General features: G+C 62.4%; 15 protein-coding genes. 6 read left to right on the top strand and 9 right to left on the bottom strand.

The window, feature by feature from the left end:
- The first annotated feature begins 35 nt into the window (after positions 1-35).
- Positions 36-1112 carry an AraC-like transcriptional regulator QhpR gene (gene qhpR, locus AC07RO_RS12055; RefSeq protein ID WP_495086124.1) on the top strand — a complete coding sequence of 359 codons (1077 nt, stop codon included), beginning with the start codon at positions 36-38 and terminating at the stop codon, positions 1110-1112.
- A gap of 66 nt (positions 1113-1178) precedes the next feature.
- On the opposite strand, the gene AC07RO_RS12050 is transcribed toward qhpR, so the two are convergent.
- From AC07RO_RS12050 to AC07RO_RS12030, 5 genes are all read right to left on the bottom strand, one after another.
- Complete coding sequence (locus AC07RO_RS12050; protein WP_495086123.1) at positions 1179-1634, bottom strand: hypothetical protein; 456 nt, start codon at positions 1632-1634, stop codon at positions 1179-1181.
- A complete protein-coding gene (locus AC07RO_RS12045) occupies positions 1618-2265 on the bottom strand; it encodes a DUF6036 family nucleotidyltransferase (RefSeq protein ID WP_495086122.1) in 648 nt (215 codons plus the stop codon). Before AC07RO_RS12045 ends, AC07RO_RS12050 begins: the two co-directional genes overlap by 17 nt.
- A 156-nt stretch (positions 2266-2421) precedes the next feature.
- Positions 2422-4371, bottom strand: a complete 1950-nt coding sequence (locus AC07RO_RS12040; RefSeq protein ID WP_495086121.1) for an AAA family ATPase — start codon at positions 4369-4371, stop codon at positions 2422-2424.
- A 139-nt stretch (positions 4372-4510) separates the two neighbouring features.
- Positions 4511-4765 (bottom strand): hypothetical protein, encoded by a 255-nt coding sequence (locus AC07RO_RS12035; protein ID WP_495086120.1) that lies wholly within the window; start codon positions 4763-4765, stop codon positions 4511-4513.
- Between the two features lie 79 nt (positions 4766-4844).
- Positions 4845-5108 carry a DUF2790 domain-containing protein gene (locus AC07RO_RS12030; RefSeq protein ID WP_495086119.1) on the bottom strand — a complete coding sequence of 88 codons (264 nt, stop codon included), beginning with the start codon at positions 5106-5108 and terminating at the stop codon, positions 4845-4847.
- 303 nt (positions 5109-5411) lie between these two features.
- Here AC07RO_RS12030 and AC07RO_RS12025 point away from each other — a divergent pair, with 303 nt between their 5' ends.
- Together AC07RO_RS12025 and AC07RO_RS12020 are read left to right on the top strand one after the other, a co-directional pair.
- Complete coding sequence (locus AC07RO_RS12025) at positions 5412-6152, top strand: response regulator (RefSeq protein WP_192175111.1); 741 nt, start codon at positions 5412-5414, stop codon at positions 6150-6152.
- Entirely contained in the window at positions 6149-7489 is a 1341-nt protein-coding gene (locus AC07RO_RS12020; protein WP_495086118.1) for an ATP-binding protein, read from the top strand. The genes AC07RO_RS12025 and AC07RO_RS12020 overlap by 4 nt, the downstream gene beginning before the upstream one ends.
- 130 nt (positions 7490-7619) lie before the next feature.
- Here AC07RO_RS12020 and AC07RO_RS12015 read toward each other — a convergent pair whose 3' ends face one another.
- The 4 genes from AC07RO_RS12015 to AC07RO_RS12000 all read right to left on the bottom strand — a co-directional run bounded on the left by AC07RO_RS12015 (position 7620) and on the right by AC07RO_RS12000 (position 11304).
- On the bottom strand, positions 7620-7967 hold the full coding sequence (locus AC07RO_RS12015) for a DUF7957 family protein (protein WP_495086117.1): 348 nt from the start codon (positions 7965-7967) through the stop codon (positions 7620-7622).
- Positions 7968-8155: 188 nt separating this feature from the next.
- Positions 8156-8473, bottom strand: coding sequence for an AtuA-related protein (locus AC07RO_RS12010; RefSeq protein WP_495010159.1), 318 nt, complete (start codon positions 8471-8473; stop codon positions 8156-8158).
- Positions 8470-9834: an acyclic terpene utilization AtuA family protein gene (locus AC07RO_RS12005; RefSeq protein WP_495086116.1), complete on the bottom strand. Its 1365-nt coding sequence runs from the start codon at positions 9832-9834 to the stop codon at positions 8470-8472. The genes AC07RO_RS12010 and AC07RO_RS12005 overlap by 4 nt, the downstream gene beginning before the upstream one ends.
- Positions 9835-11304: a CitMHS family transporter gene (locus AC07RO_RS12000; RefSeq protein WP_495086115.1), complete on the bottom strand. Its 1470-nt coding sequence runs from the start codon at positions 11302-11304 to the stop codon at positions 9835-9837.
- Between AC07RO_RS12000 and AC07RO_RS11995 the strand changes: the two genes are divergently transcribed.
- The 3 genes from AC07RO_RS11995 (at position 11303) to efeO (ending at position 14485) form a co-directional block, all read left to right on the top strand.
- Positions 11303-12181, top strand: coding sequence for a LysR family transcriptional regulator (locus AC07RO_RS11995; RefSeq protein ID WP_495086114.1), 879 nt, complete (start codon positions 11303-11305; stop codon positions 12179-12181). The two genes, AC07RO_RS12000 and AC07RO_RS11995, sit on opposite strands and share 2 nt — an antisense overlap.
- Positions 12182-12383: 202 nt before the next feature.
- Positions 12384-13265 carry an iron uptake transporter permease EfeU gene (gene efeU / locus AC07RO_RS11990; protein WP_192175103.1) on the top strand — a complete coding sequence of 294 codons (882 nt, stop codon included), beginning with the start codon at positions 12384-12386 and terminating at the stop codon, positions 13263-13265.
- Positions 13266-13273: 8 nt separating this feature from the next.
- Positions 13274-14485 carry an iron uptake system protein EfeO gene (gene efeO, locus AC07RO_RS11985; RefSeq protein ID WP_495086113.1) on the top strand — a complete coding sequence of 404 codons (1212 nt, stop codon included), beginning with the start codon at positions 13274-13276 and terminating at the stop codon, positions 14483-14485.
- The last annotated feature ends 52 nt before the right edge of the window (positions 14486-14537 follow it).

Genomic DNA, 14537 nt, shown 5'->3' with positions numbered 1-14537 from the left:
CGATAGGCCTACACACCGTCAGAGCCCTCACTCCCATGCTCCAGACCCTCGTCCCCGCCGCCGCATCGAACACGCCCGCCGCCAGCAATCGCGGCGTGCTGTCGGCTGCGGCCAACGGGCTCGATGGCTTTATCGTGCAACACGGCGGTGATCTGGACCGGGTATTCGGCCGCTCCGGCATCGACCCCGAGCAGCTGCTGCACCCGACCCTGAGCCTGCCGCTGACCAACTACTGCAAAGTGCTGGAAGAAGCCGCGAGCCAGACCGGCTGCGACAATTTCGGCCTGCGTTACGGCCAGCAATTCCGGCCCCAGGCGCTGGGCCTGCTGGGCTACATCGGCCTGTGCTCGGCGACGCTGGAAGACGCCCTGATCAATTTCTCCGCCGCCTTCCCGTTCCATCAGCACAGCACGCTGATCGAACTGGTGGATCAAGGCGAGTGCTACCGTTTCGATTATCAGGTGCGCCACGGCGCGATCAACGAACGCCGCCAGGACGCCGAGCTGACCATGGGCATGGCGCTGAACCTGGTGCGGCACGTGCTCGGCCCGGACTGGGCTCCTCGGCAAGTGGCCTTCGAACACGCCAAACCCCAGGGCTGGCACGAACACCGCGACGTGTTCCGCGCTGACGTGCGTTTCGGGCAGCGCTGCAATTCACTGCTGATCCCCAAGCGCGATGTCGTGGGCAAAGCCATGCCCGGCAGCGACCCGATTCTGCTGATGCTGATCAAGGACGCGATCCGCCAGCTGGGCGATAACGGCAGCAGCACAGGCAACGGCCCCGAGGCCACGCTCCTCGACCGCGCCCGCCAGACCATCCTCGCCACCCTGCACCTGGGCGAACCGGCGCTGGACGACATCGCCCACACCCTCGGCCTGTCCGAATGGACCCTGCAGCGCAAACTGCGCGAACACGGCTTCAGCTTCACGCAGCTGGTCGACCAGATCCGCCAGGACTCGGCCCTGAATCACCTGAAACAGCAGAACCTCAGCATCACCCAGCTCGCCTCGCTGCTCGGCTACTCGGAAACCAGCGCGTTCTCCCGGGCGTTCAAACGATGGTTTGGCGTGAGTCCGAAGCAGTGGCGGGGTGGGGATTGCAGGGTTTGAAAAGTCATTGTCCGGATTCTCGCCCCTGCTGAAAGCCGGGCTCAGCGGTGATAAACCAAGTGTCGGTTATTTGAAAGCCGAGTTACGTCCCGCTGCGTAATGGCGCGTCTGATACGGCAGCAGGGTCTGCACTTTCAACCCCAACCCCTCGCTAAGTCCCCACGACACTGCAAGCTCGTCCCGACGGTCACGCAGGCGAGTCTCCGCTATTTGCTGGTCGTCGCCCTGACGCGGAAAACGCTGCATCAGCAAACTCAGCGCGTGCAAGGTCTCGCGCACACGCTCGTCAGTCGCACAGGGGAACCGGGTCAGCTTTTCCAGAAGGTACCCCACTCGGCGCGCCGCCAGCTCGCCAGGATTGCTGGCGAGAAATCTGCGCAATTCTGACTCCATGCTCGAGTGCTCATACCAGACCTCCTGAGCCAGACTCACCAACGCGCAATCATCGGCCTGACTCAGCGGCTGATCAGCGAGTCTGGCCATCGCTTCGGAAAGTAAGTGGCGCTCAGCCGGGCTGTCCATCAGTGGTCTCCAGGTAGTCCTGCAAAATATTGGTGAGGATGGATGTGGGAGGTTCGTGATTGCCAACATAGCAATCAATGGCCTGCAGGGCCAAACGCTCAAACTCGGCAGCAAGGATGAAGCCGGTACGCAACAGGGCGAAGATATCGCTGACGTCCTGCTCAGTCCCGCGTCCGAGCTTGGAAATAGCAAGATCGACCGGCGACGCTATCAGAACTCGCAATGGCGACAGCGGCCCGAACGAATCAAGCGGCACTCCGCGTTCCAGATAGTCCTCATGCAATGGGCCCAATCCAGACGTGAAGTTGAGGTCGTAAGACAATTCCACCACTCGACCACTTTGCTCATCCACGAATGTCTGGGGGACTGCCGCCAGCATAGTCTGTAAATCCAGGCTCGAAGGCAGCTCCGACGCAAAGAACTCTGCATCGACATCACTGGAAACCCGATGACTTGTATACAGATGCACCGCGCACCCACCAAAGATAACGACGGTAAGCGCCGCAGGCGGGGCCTTCTCACAAGTCAGTTCGCTCTCAACCAACTTGAACATGGCCACCAATGCTCTTCCCAACGCGGTCTTGCAATTAAGGATGGCAGGCCGTACATCATAGGCAGCGTTCTTGTTCACGGTTCGTCCCTGGATCGCTAAAAGTCGATCAGAAATTTACCGATGAATAAGCTGGTACGAAGTCAGCGTGGATCGTCCCCGTGTGTAGGAGCCGCCGGAAATAAGGGAAGGCAATCCCGCTTAAAACGGATCGTTACCGAGAGAGGTGTCCGCCCCCTACTTACGCCCCAAATCCTGCAACCAGTCATTCACGTTCCCCGGCAGCAGCAGTTCGTGCCGGGCGCGGGAGCTGGCGGTGTAGAGCAGGGAACATACGCTGGCCAGTGAATGGGTCGAGCCCTCGCGCGGTGGGCGCATGAGGTCGCGGGAGAGCAGCACAGAGTCGAATTCCTGGTTCTTCACGTCTTCGACTTTCGCCAGTTTGAGGATGGCGGCCGGGTCATTGCAGAACCGCTGGGTGGTGTCGAGGAAGTCCTGCAGGCGGTTGCCCTGGCCGAGCCACTCATGCATCGCCTTGAATTCGTGGCTGCCGCCCATGGCCGAGGCCAGCGCGTCCCAATAGGCAAACCGGAAGATCAGCCGGTGCTGCGGGCGCAGGTCTTCGCGGTAGAGCAGGTCCAGGCCTTTGACGAACAGCGTGAGGCTTTCAAAGGTGCGCAGGGGCATTTGAAAGCGCGCGCCGGCTTCGGTCAGGCGCTTGAACCAGGCAAACAGGCCCCATTCGTTGGCGACCAGAATCGTCGTGGGTTTTTCCGGAATCGGCATGATGCCGTGGCCAATGATCCGCGTCGGGTGCGGCGCGCGGCCGACGAAACCTTCCTTGATGTCGCTGGGGTGCAATTGAATCATCGGGTTGAGCACGTCGGCCATTTGCTTGCCGGCGCGGATCGACTGGGTCATGAAACGCTGGCGAATGAAGCCGACGTGGCGTGGAGTCTTGCCGCTGAGCTGCTGAAATTCGTCGCCCAACGTAATGACCGCCTGGGGGCTGCGGTCGAGGATCTGCACCATCGGCGCCGTCAGTTCGTGGCTTTCGTCGATGATGATATGGCTGTAGTTCTCGGGGATCACTTCGTTGGTCAGCGCCAGGAACTTGATCCGGTGGCTGTTGCGGATTGGCAGACGAATGTGCGGCGCCGATGGCCTGACCGTCTCGCGCCAGAGCAGGCGGCTGTATTCCAGCAGCAGAGCGATGTCCGCCTGACTCGCCGCGTGGCCCAACGACGGCAAGTGCCGCGCCTCGATATTCGCCAGCGGCGACAGGCTGTAGCTGTGCACGGTACTGGCGCAGACCCGCGCCACATCCCGCGGCTGCAGTTTGCCCACCGCTTGCAGGTTAAGCCACTGCGCCACTTGCTGGTCATCGACCAGCGAGCTGGCACCGGTGCGCTGCATGTCGGCACTCCGCCAGCCACGGGAGGTCAGATCGCGGTTGACCAGCAGGTTGGCCATGTGGCCGAAGGTGCACGCGTTGATCCGCGCGTCGGGGTTGGCCTGACGCACCCGCGTCTGAAGCGCGCTCACCTGACCCGGAAAGGTCGCCATGAGCAGGGTTTTTTCCGGGACCAGGACCTCGAAGAACTTCGCCAGCAGGTAGGTCTTGCCCACCCCGGCATAGGCCTGCAGATGGAACGACTCCTCGTTGCAGACCTTGAACTCGTCGAAGATCCGGCTCTGCTGATCGCTCAGGCGCAGGAGGTCGCCGGACGGCATCACGATCTCGCGGGTCAGTGGCTCCAGTTTGGCGCGATGACGCAGGCCAAAACCGAAGTCCCACTGCCCTTCCCCGTCGAGGTAATCCTGCTGCTCGATCTCAGCGTCCTCGAGAAGACTGACGCCGGCAATTTCAAGCACCGCCAGCCCTGATGCCAAGCGCTCAGGGGTGAACCTGCCACGCACCAGATCGGCAAATCGACCGCCGGCTTCTTCAACGGAAGCGGCTGCGCGCAGGACGTCATCGAGCATGCGTTCGAGCTGTTCGACGGCGGTGTTTTGCGCGACCAGTGCGTTGAGATTGAGCAGCAGCATCAGCGCAGCGAGTTGCGGCCGGCCGGCTTGACTCAGGAAATCGTCCAGCGATTCGCCAGCGGCCAGGCCCTTGCACACCTCTTCGGTCAGGGGCAGAAACAGCGACGGCGGTGGCGCGAAGGCAGCGGGTGATCTCATTGCGGGCGTCAGGTCCTGAGCGGCGCGTGGGCGCGGGCAGTCAAAAAGGAGCACAGCTTACTCCTGCCGCCCGATCACCGCCCACTTGCGTGTCGCCGTTACTGCGGACGGCCCGAAAGACCGCCGCCTGAATCGGGCCTCACACTCGGCTCTGCTGCTCACCCGCCATGCCGGCGCGGGTGTGTTCGGAGCCGCCTTCCGCGACCATCTGTCCGCAGCTTTCGATCCACATCACCAGCGGCGTTTTGTCAGAGCCGTTTTCAGCGACTTTCGGCGCGAGCTGGAAGCAGGCGATGTCATCGGCGCCGGTGTGCTGCACCGCTGCGTTGGCGTGCACGGCGAATCCGGCGAGTGCGAAAGCAACGGCGGACAGGGTGGTCTTGATCGGTGTCATGGTGTGATCCTCATGAAATCTTCAACAGTAATGAGTGAACCGGGCGGCCGGTGACACGTCACCCGCCCCGAGCCTGGACTCAGTTGTCCTGCGGGCAGTTCTGGGCCACGGTCTGGTAGTTCAGGGTCTGTTGCTGACCTTGGGAATCTAGGTAGCGCAGATGGGCGTTGACCACGCCGCAGGTCGGGGTTGAGTCGACTTCGGTGGACAGGGCCTTGGCGATGTCCAGGTGGTCGCCGTACATGTAAGTGTGGGCTTGGACGACGGGCTGGGCGTGTGCAGTCAGGGCGCCGAGGCTCAGGGCGGCAAACAGGGTGGCGATGCTGAGGTTCTTCCAGTTCATGATGTTCTCCGGTATCCAAGGTTGTTCGGTTGGGGTTCGAGGCGGTGTGTGTCTGTCGTCTCGATGGGTCCCATTGAACGCCCCGCAGGTATCTCGCTTGTGTCGCGAACCGCCGGAAAATCATCCTTACGTGTCAGAGCCCGCTGCAGATACACAGCGATACATTCGCGCCGAAAAAACCGCCTTTTGCATGCGCATGTATGCCCGGCAGCGCCAGATACAGTGGAATACAAACCCCGGCAGGCAAGTCACGCGCGACTGGTTAAGATGCGCCACACACACATGAATACGGGAGCTGCGGCAATGGAGCACGTCGATCACATTCTGATTGTCGATGACGATCGCGAGATTCGAGAGCTGGTGGGCAATTACCTGAAGAAGAACGGCCTGCGCACCACCGTGGTCGCGGATGGCAGGCAGATGCGTTCGTTTCTGGAATCGACGCCCGTCGACCTGATCGTGCTCGACATCATGATGCCGGGCGACGATGGCCTGCTGCTGTGCCGCGAGCTGCGCACCGGCAAGCACAAGACCACCCCCGTGCTGATGCTCACCGCCCGCAGCGACGAAACCGACCGCATCATTGGCCTGGAAATGGGCGCCGACGATTATCTGGTCAAACCCTTCGCCGCCCGCGAACTGCTGGCGCGGATCAATGCCGTGCTGCGCCGCACCCGCATGCTGCCGCCGAACCTGATCGTCACCGAAGCCGGTCGTATGCTGGCGTTCGGCAAATGGAAACTGGACACCACCGCCCGCCACTTGCTCGACGCCCAAGGCACGGTCGTTACCCTCAGCGGCGCGGAATACCGCCTGCTGCGCACCTTCCTCGATCACCCGCAGCGGGTCTTGAGCCGCGATCAGCTGCTGAACCTGACCCAGGGCCGTGACGCCGATCTGTTCGACCGCTCCATCGACTTGCTGGTCAGCCGTTTGCGTCAGCGCCTGGCCGACGACGCCCGCGACCCGGCCTACATCAAGACCGTGCGCAACGAGGGTTACGTGTTCACTTACGCCGTGGAAATTCTCGGGGAAAGCCCATGAAGCTGAGCGTCGGATGGCCGCGCACCCTGGCGTCACGGCTTTCGCTGATTTTTCTGATCAGCCTGGTGCTGGCCCACGGGTTGTCGTTCGGCCTGCAATTCTATGAGCGCTATGAAAGCGCGATGACCACGATGCTCGGCAATATGGAGCGCGACCTCAGCACCACCGTCGCTGTTCTTGAGCGCCTGCCGGCCGACGAGCGTCAGGCCTGGCTCCCACGCTTCGAACACCCGACCTACGGCTACATCCTCGGTGCCGGCCAGACCGGGACACCGGTGGACATGGACAAGGCGCCGATGTCAGTGCATTCGATGCAGGAAAGCCTGGGCCACGATTACGAACTGACGTTCAATAACATCGCCGACAGCCGCCCGCACTATCAGGCGCATCTGACGCTGAAGGATGGCAATCCGCTGACGATCGACGTACGCCCGCAGATCACCCCGCTGTCGCCCTGGCTGCCGTTGTTGTTGATCGGCCAACTCGTGCTGCTGTTTGTCTGCACCTGGCTGGCGGTGCGCACGGCCATTCGCCCGCTGACGCGCCTGTCCCACGCGGTCGACAACCTCGACCCGAACGGCGCAGGCATTCGCCTGGATGAAAGCGGCCCGACCGAAGTGGCCTTCGCCGCCGTGGCGTTCAACACCATGCAGCAACGGATTTCGACCTACGTGAAAGAGCGCATGCAACTGCTGGCGGCGATCTCCCACGACCTGCAAACCCCCATCACCCGCATGAAACTGCGGGCCGAGTTCATGGACGATGGCGTCGAGAAAGACAAACTCTGGAGCGACCTGAGCGAGATGCAGCACCTGGTCCAGGAAGGCGTCGCGTATGCGCGAAGCATGGACACCTCGACCGAGACAGCGCGGCGCGTGGACATGGATTCATTCCTCGACAGCCTGGTGTTCGACTACCAGGACGTCGGCCGCGACGTGCAGCTGAACGGCAAGACCGGCGCCGTCATCGACACCCGCCCCCACGCCCTGCGCCGGGTGCTGGTCAACCTGACTGACAACGCGTTGAAATTCGGTGGAGCGGCAGAGATCCAAGTGGTCGCCCACGCCGACCAGAGCCTGTCGCTGCAAGTGCTCGACCGCGGACCGGGAATTGCCGAAGGGGAATTGTCCGAGGTCATCAAACCCTTCTACCGCGTCGAAAGCTCGCGCAACCGCGATACGGGGGGGACGGGGTTGGGCCTGGCGATTGCGCAGCAATTGACGATCGCGTTAGGTGGAACGTTGACCCTGACCAACCGCGAAGGCGGCGGCTTGTGCGCGCAATTGAAGCTGCCCGCGCGGTTGGCGCCGGGGGCGGTGAAGATCACGGATCTCTAAGGGGTGGTGACGAGGGTCATCCCTAGTGGGACCGGCTTTAGCCGGGATTGGACGCAGAGCGTCCGGGGCGGCATTACCACGCGAAGCGTGGGAACGATCGGAGTCATGGACGCACGCTGCGACCGTCTGACTATTTGTCGAACGATACAACCGTAATTTCTCCATTCTCAGGGTTCACCAGATAACTCACCCCATTCCAGTTACCTGCGATCAGATCGTCATTCTGACCTATGTAGATATTCACATACGGCTTGTCTTCTTGAGTGCCATGGGGGCTTTCTTCTATCTGCCAGAGAACTTTGCCCTCATGGCTAACTCCATAAACGTTCCTGTTGAAAATGACCCCGGCCGGAGGTTCAACTCGAACGATGATCGAATCACGGTAAGTAAGTGCCTCTTCTACAGGATGCGGAAAATCGATTACTCGGTCGCCGATGGTAAGTTTTCCGTTAACTATCACAAATGCCATTTTATTCATCGGCCAAGCCTTATCGATTCACAAGGACCGGCTTCAGCCGGGAAGAGGCCGGTGTGAGCACCGAACATTCTGCAGTGTGACGCCTGACGCATTCCCGGCTAAAGCCGGTCCCACTAAAGGCTCGCGGGCACCCCGTAGGACCGGCTTCAGCCGGGAAGGCGTCGGCCGCTATAGCAACACTCTCGATCCTAAACCTCAATATCCAGCAACGCCGCCCCCAGCGCTTTGCCGTGGGCATCCAGCGCCAATGACCGTGTAACGCCCCCCTTCAAAATCCCCGGCAGCACAAAATTCAGCGCGTGCACGTTTGGCAGTTCATACCGAAGCACCCGCGAGGCATCGCTCCCCAGCAACTCGGCAAAGTGCTCAGCCACCCGCTCGACCGTCAGCACCTCCAACAATCGCGGGTAGTCTTCCGCCTTGAAAGCGATCACCGAAATATTCGAGGTGTCGCCCTTGTCGCCGGTCCGGGAATGGGCCAGTTCGCGCAATTTCACGGTGCTCACGATGCGTCCTCCAGATGAACCTTCGCCTTGACGGCATCCCGCGGCATCAGCAGCGACGCCACGGCCACCACTTGCCGCACGCCCTTGGTCGCGCCGCCGCCGCCATAGGGCCCGTTGGTGTAGAGGGTTTCGACTTCATTGCCGATGCGCACGGCTTCGGCCTTGTCTGCACAGCGCGCCGCGACCCGCAGGCGCACCTCCCACGGCTCGGCCGCCGTCCGCGAACCCAGCGCCGCACCGTGCAATGCGTCGACGCCAATCAGCTCGGCGCGCACGTCATCGAAGACCACGCCGGTCAGTTGCAGACGTTCCAGCACCACGTCCCGCGCCAGTTGCGCGCGGGGCAGTGCGCCGGGGCCGCCATAGGAAATCTGCCCTTCGCCGATCCAGCCGTCGAGATAACCCACCGAGACCTTGAGCGTCTCGGGTCGCGCGCGGCCATCGGCGCCCTCAGCCCGCACCTCGTCAGAGGCAACAACGCTAAACGACACGCCGGAAAAATCCGCCGTCACGTCCGGGGTCAGGTACGCCGCCGGGTCGTGCACTTCATAAATCATTTGCTCGGTGCAGGTGGCGGTGTCGATCCGCCCGCCGGAGCCTGCGACCTTGCTGATCACCGCCCTGCCCTCGGCATCGACTTCAGCCAGCGGAAACCCGAGGCGCGCCAGGCTCGGCACCTCTTTCACCCCCGGATCAGCAAAGTAGCCGCCGGTGATCTGCCCGGCGCATTCCAGCAAGTGGCCGATCAAGGTGCCGCTTCCCAACCGTGTCCAGTCGTCCTCGGCCCAACCGAACTCAAAGACCTGCGGCGCGAGAAACAATGAAGGGTCTGCCACACGGCCCGTAATCACCACATCGGCATCGGCCTCCAGCGCCTCGACAATCCCCTCGGCACCCAGGTAGGCATTCGCCGAGATCAACCGATCACCCAACGAAACAATTGTCGCGCCGTTATCCAGCATCTGTTCAGGACTCGCCCTTAGAACAGCGAGCACGTCATCCCCCGTCACCGCCGCGACCTTCAGCCCGTGCAGCCCCAACTCGACCGCGATGCGGCGCACTTCCCGCGCCGCCGCCAGCGGATTGGCCGCGCCCATGTTGCTGATCAGCCGAAGCCGCCGTTGCCCGACTTCCCGTCCACGCCCAACGAACGGCAGCACGCGACGCATGCGCTCGCTCAGCAGCGGGTCGAAACCGGCTTCGGGATCGCTGAGCCGCGCTTGTTGTGCCAGGGCAATGGTGCGCTCGGCCAGGCACTCGAAGACCAGGTAATCCAGTTCGCCTTTCTCCGCCAGTTCGACCGCAGGCTCAATGCGATCACCGGAATAACCGGCGCCAGAGCCGATACGTAATGTCTTCATTTAAAACACTCCCAGCAACAGTGCGGTCAGGGTCATCAGCACCGATGCGGCAAACAGAAACGGAATGGTGAAGCGTTGGTGGTCGGCCAATTCGACCTTGCACAGCCCGACCAGCAGGAAGGTGGCCGGCGTCAGCGGGCTGACCGGGAAACCGGTGGTGTGCACGCCCAGCAGCGAGGCCTGGGCCACTTGCAGCGGATCAACGCCCAGGGAGCGGCCGACTTCGGCAATCACCGGCATCACGCCGAAGTAGAAGGAATCGGGATCAAACAACAGGCTCAGCGGCATGGACAGGAAGCCCACCACCATCGGAATCAACTTGCCGTGGCCGGCCGGGATTTGCGCCACCGCCACTTCGGCCATGGCCTTGAGCATGCCGGTGCCCTGCATGATCCCGGTGAAGACCCCCGCCGCCAGAAGAATGCTGGCCATGGTCAGGGCGGTCTTGGCGTGGGCATCGATGCGCGCGCGCTGGGCGTCGACGTTGGGGTAATTGATGCACAGCGCCAGCACCGTGCCGACCATGAACATCACCACCGGATCGACCCAGCCGGAAATCATCACCGCCATGACCACGATGGTCAGCACCAGGTTGAGCCAGAACAGACGCGGCCGGCGCAGCACCGCTTCCTGCTCGGTGAGCACACGCTGCGGCACCACGTCGATGTGCTCGGCCGTGGTTTGAAAGCGGCCCAGCCCCAGGCGCTTTTCCTCACGCCGCCCGAGCATCCAGGCGCAAAAGAAAACAAAGGCCAGGCCAACGATCTGCACCGGAATCAGCGGCTGGAACAGTTCGGACACGGGTACATGCAGCGCCGCCGACGAACGCAGCACCGGCCCGGTCCACGGCAGGAAATTCACCCCCGCCGCCATCGCCGCGACGCAGGCCAGAATCCGCCGATCAATACCCAGCCGCGTGTACAGCGGCAGCATTGCCGGGATCGTCACCAGAAAGGTCACCGCGCCGGAACCGTCGAGGTGCACCAGCAACGCCAGCAGTGCGGTGCCGACGACAATCCGCGTAGGACGCGTGCCCACCGTGCGCAGGATGCGGTCGATGATCGGGTCGAGCATGCCGGCGTCGGTCATCACCCCGAAGAACAGAATGGCGAACACGAACATGCCGACCACCGGGGCGACGTTCTTGATACCGGTGATGATGAAGCCGCTGGTTTGCAGACCGAATCCGCCGATCAGCGCGGCGATGATGGGCAAGGCAATCAGGGCGACCAAGGGCGAGACGCGCTTGCTCATGACAGCAGCGAGCAGGCAGAGGATGGTAATGACACCAAGGGTGGCGAGCATGGTTTGATCCTTCGTCATCCCTGACCGGCGGGCGGCGGGACGAGCTGTTGTTGTTTTCAGCGAGTATCGAAACGGGGGTAAGCTTTGTAAATTGAAATGTTCGGCGCCCTGCGTTCGGAAAAACCGAATGACGCCGCGACAAGAAGCATTGGAAATCAGCGCCATGAAAAACTCGATTCAGCACATCCGCGCGTTCCTGACCGTCGCCAACACCGGCAGCTTTGCCAAGGCGGCGCTGGAGCTGAACCTGTCGCCGTCCGCCCTGACCGTGCAGATCCAGCAGCTGGAAGAATGGCTCGGCGTTGCCCTGCTGGAGCGCAGCCCGCGCCAGGTCAGCCTGACCGCTGCGGGTCAGAACAATCGCGGGCCCATGGAGAAACTGCTGCTGGACCTGGACAACATCGTCAGCGGCTCACGGGATCTGGCCGCGCTGCGTCGGGGCGTGGTGACCATCGCTGCCCTGCCGTCGATGTGTTCTGGCACGCTGCCGCCCATTCTGAAAACCTTTCGCGAGCAGTTCCCCGGCGTCGAAGTGCGCTTGCGTGACGTGGTCGCGCAGCGGATCGATGCGCTGGTGCGCGAGGGCGAAGTGGATTTCGGGCTGGGAGTGCGGGCGCGCATGGGCCACGGGCTGGCGTTCGAGGTGGTGATGGTCGACCGGCTGAGCCTGTTCGTTCCCGCTGACCATTCGCTGGCACAGGAGCGTTCGGTCACCCTGCAGGCCCTGGCGGGACAGCCGATCATCCTCACCGGTCGCGACAGCAGTGTGCGCGAGCGGGTGGAACAGTTATTTGCCGAAGAAGGGCTTGTGCTGACGCCCGGACTGGAAGCGAACTACATGTCGACGGTCATGGCGCTGGTGCGGCAGGGACTGGGGATGACGTTGCTGCCGGAGTCCGCCGACGAGGGCCGCGGCGATTTGACGCAGGTGCGAGTCGAGCATCCTGGGGTGTGTCGGGAGATCGGGCTGATTACCCGTGCTGGATCGGACCCGAGCCCGGCAGCGCTGCGATTCGTCGAGACCCTGAAAGCCGCGCTGTGAACGCTAAAACGCTCTGGCCGCTTGCGCGCTTAAAGCTTCCAGCTCCCTCACTGCCTGAACCCCGGCTGAACAAGCAGGGTTTTGCAAAAAAACCAGTGCACGCATTCAATAATGAGTATCATTATGTTACACATTGGCTGAATGCGAATGGCTACCCGACGCATTCACGTCGCACACCCTATCAGATATGCACCGGTGATAAATGCTCGTTCCTTTTTTGATCATGCTGCGCGAAGGGATTGAAGCCGCGCTTATCGTTGGCATCATTGCCAGTTACCTGAGACAGACCGGCCGCGGCGAGTGGATGCCTGCGGTGTGGATCGGCGTGTTCCTGGCGGTCGCCCTGGCGCTGTTCGTCGGCGGTGGTCTGGAGATGGTCAGCGCTGAATTCCCGCAAAAGCAGCAGGAACTGTTCGAAGGCATCGTCGGCCTCGTCGCCGTGGTCATCCTCAGCTCGATGGTCGTGTGGATGCGCAAAGTCGCGCGCTCGGTCAAGCATGACCTGCACCAGTCCCTGGACGCCGCGCTGGCCGGGTCGAGAAACCAGACCTACGCGCTGATCGGCATGGTGTTCTTCGCCGTGGCCCGTGAAAGCCTCGAGACCGTGTTTTTCCTGCTCGCCGTGTTCCAGCAGAGCGAAGGCGTGTCCGGCCCGCTGGGTGCGCTGTTCGGCCTGATCATCGCGGTATGCATCGGCGTCGCGATCTATAAAGGCAGCATGCGCCTGAACCTGAGCAAGTTCTTCCGCTACACCGGCCTGTTCATCCTCGTCGTCGCGGCGGGCATTCTGGCCAACTCCGTGCGTTCGCTGCACGAAGCCGGGGTCTGGAACCACTTCCAGGACGTGGTCTTCGACATCAGCGCGATCCTGCCGATGGACGGCCCGACCGGTTCGGTGCTGGCCGGCATGTTCGGCTATCAGGATGCGCCGACCGTCAGCGTGCTGGTGGCGTACCTGGCTTACCTGGTCTTTGCGCTGTTCCTGTTCTTCAAGCCCCAGGCGCGGGTGGTGAGTCTGCCCACCCGCCCGGCCCATGAACACGGTCACACTTCTTCGGTTACGCATTCAGTTACGAACAAATAAGGGCTCCCATGAACTCCACTGCCAACGGCCTTCCTCCCAAGAAAGCCAAGCCCCCTCGCGCCTTGCAGTTCGCCGTTGCAGGCTCGGTGATTTTGATGATCGCCGCCGGCGCCATGTTTTATTTCGCCTCCCAGGCCGCGCAGCAAAAGCGCATCGCCAACAGCGGCAATGAAACCGTCGTGACCATCAACGCCAAAAGCTGCGAGCCGAATTCGATCACCGTGCCGGCCGGGAAGAACGCTTTCCGCATCGTCAACGCTTCGGATCGCGCCGTGGAATGGGAAATCCTCGACGGCGTGTTCGTGGTGGAAGAACGCGAAAACATCGTTCCGGGCCTGAGCCAGATCATCAACGCCAACCTGCAGCCGGGCGACTACGCCATCACCTGCGGCCTGCTGAGCAACCCGCGCGGCACCCTGCACGTGACGCCGACCGCTGAATCCGATGCCGCTGCCAAAGCGCGTCCGTCGATGGTCGCCTTCATCGGCCCGCTGTCCGAATACCGCGTCTACCTGAGCACCCAGAGCAGCGCGTTGATCCGCGCAGTGAATGATCTGCAACAAGCCATCGACAGCGGCGATCTGGCCCAGGCGCAGAACGCCTACGCGCCGGCCCGTGCTGCCTATCAGCGCATCGCCCCTGCGGCCCAGCGCCTGTCCGAGCTGGACAACGCGATCAACGCCCGCGCCGATTACTACGAAAAACGCGAACAGGACCCGGGCTTCGGCGGCTTCCACCGCCTGGAATTCGGCCTGTTCTCGCAGAAATCCGTCGATGGCCTGACGCCGGTCGTGCAGAAGCTGCAAACCGACATCGCCAGCCTGAAACAGCAATTGCTGGCCCAGAGCATTGCCCCGGAACAACTGGCGAGCATGGTCGTGCGCAACATGCGCAGCATCGCCGAAGTCCGCAGCAACGGCGAAGAAGAACGCTATAGCCACCTCGACGTGAACGGCTTTGCCGCCAACCTGGAAGGCACGCGCAAGGTCATCGACCTGCTGCGTCCGCTGCTGGCCAAGTCCTCCGGCGACATGCTGAAAAAGATCGACACCGCGAGCACCGCCCTGGATGACCAGTTGCTGATGCTCAAGACCGCCGACGGCTTCAAGCCGTACGACCAGGTCAGCACCGAACAACGAAAACAAGTAGCAGACAAGGCCAAGGCACTGGCCGACGCACTCGATGGAATCGATCCGGCCCTCGGCCTCTCAGGCCTGTGAGCGTGCCCAGGCGGGTGCCCCATGCACCCGCCCGGCCCTGAAACCAGAGCGA

It is taken from the genome of Pseudomonas sp. GW821-FHT07F05 (genome assembly GCF_059418765.1).
This window is presented reverse-complemented; position numbering and strand designations above follow the sequence as displayed.

Bases quoted from the DNA above. Each gene is read 5' to 3' on its own strand.
- AC07RO_RS12030 (WP_495086119.1), bottom strand. From the start codon at position 5,108: ATGAACTGGAAGAACCTCAGCATCGCCACCCTGTTTGCCGCCCTGAGC.
- AC07RO_RS12025 (WP_192175111.1), top strand. From the start codon at position 5,412: ATGGAGCACGTCGATCACATTCTGATTGTCGATGACGATCGCGAGATT.
- AC07RO_RS12035 (WP_495086120.1), bottom strand. From the start codon at position 4,765: ATGACACCGATCAAGACCACCCTGTCCGCCGTTGCTTTCGCACTCGCC.
- efeU (WP_192175103.1), top strand. From the start codon at position 12,384: ATGCTCGTTCCTTTTTTGATCATGCTGCGCGAAGGGATTGAAGCCGCG.
- AC07RO_RS12000 (WP_495086115.1), bottom strand. From the start codon at position 11,304: ATGGCGCTGATTTCCAATGCTTCTTGTCGCGGCGTCATTCGGTTTTTC.
- AC07RO_RS11995 (WP_495086114.1), top strand. From the start codon at position 11,303: ATGAAAAACTCGATTCAGCACATCCGCGCGTTCCTGACCGTCGCCAAC.
- AC07RO_RS12050 (WP_495086123.1), bottom strand. From the start codon at position 1,634: ATGGACAGCCCGGCTGAGCGCCACTTACTTTCCGAAGCGATGGCCAGA.
- AC07RO_RS12020 (WP_495086118.1), top strand. From the start codon at position 6,149: ATGAAGCTGAGCGTCGGATGGCCGCGCACCCTGGCGTCACGGCTTTCG.
- AC07RO_RS12040 (WP_495086121.1), bottom strand. From the start codon at position 4,371: ATGAGATCACCCGCTGCCTTCGCGCCACCGCCGTCGCTGTTTCTGCCC.
- qhpR (WP_495086124.1), top strand. From the start codon at position 36: ATGCTCCAGACCCTCGTCCCCGCCGCCGCATCGAACACGCCCGCCGCC.
- AC07RO_RS12015 (WP_495086117.1), bottom strand. From the start codon at position 7,967: ATGAATAAAATGGCATTTGTGATAGTTAACGGAAAACTTACCATCGGC.
- AC07RO_RS12005 (WP_495086116.1), bottom strand. From the start codon at position 9,834: ATGAAGACATTACGTATCGGCTCTGGCGCCGGTTATTCCGGTGATCGC.
- efeO (WP_495086113.1), top strand. From the start codon at position 13,274: ATGAACTCCACTGCCAACGGCCTTCCTCCCAAGAAAGCCAAGCCCCCT.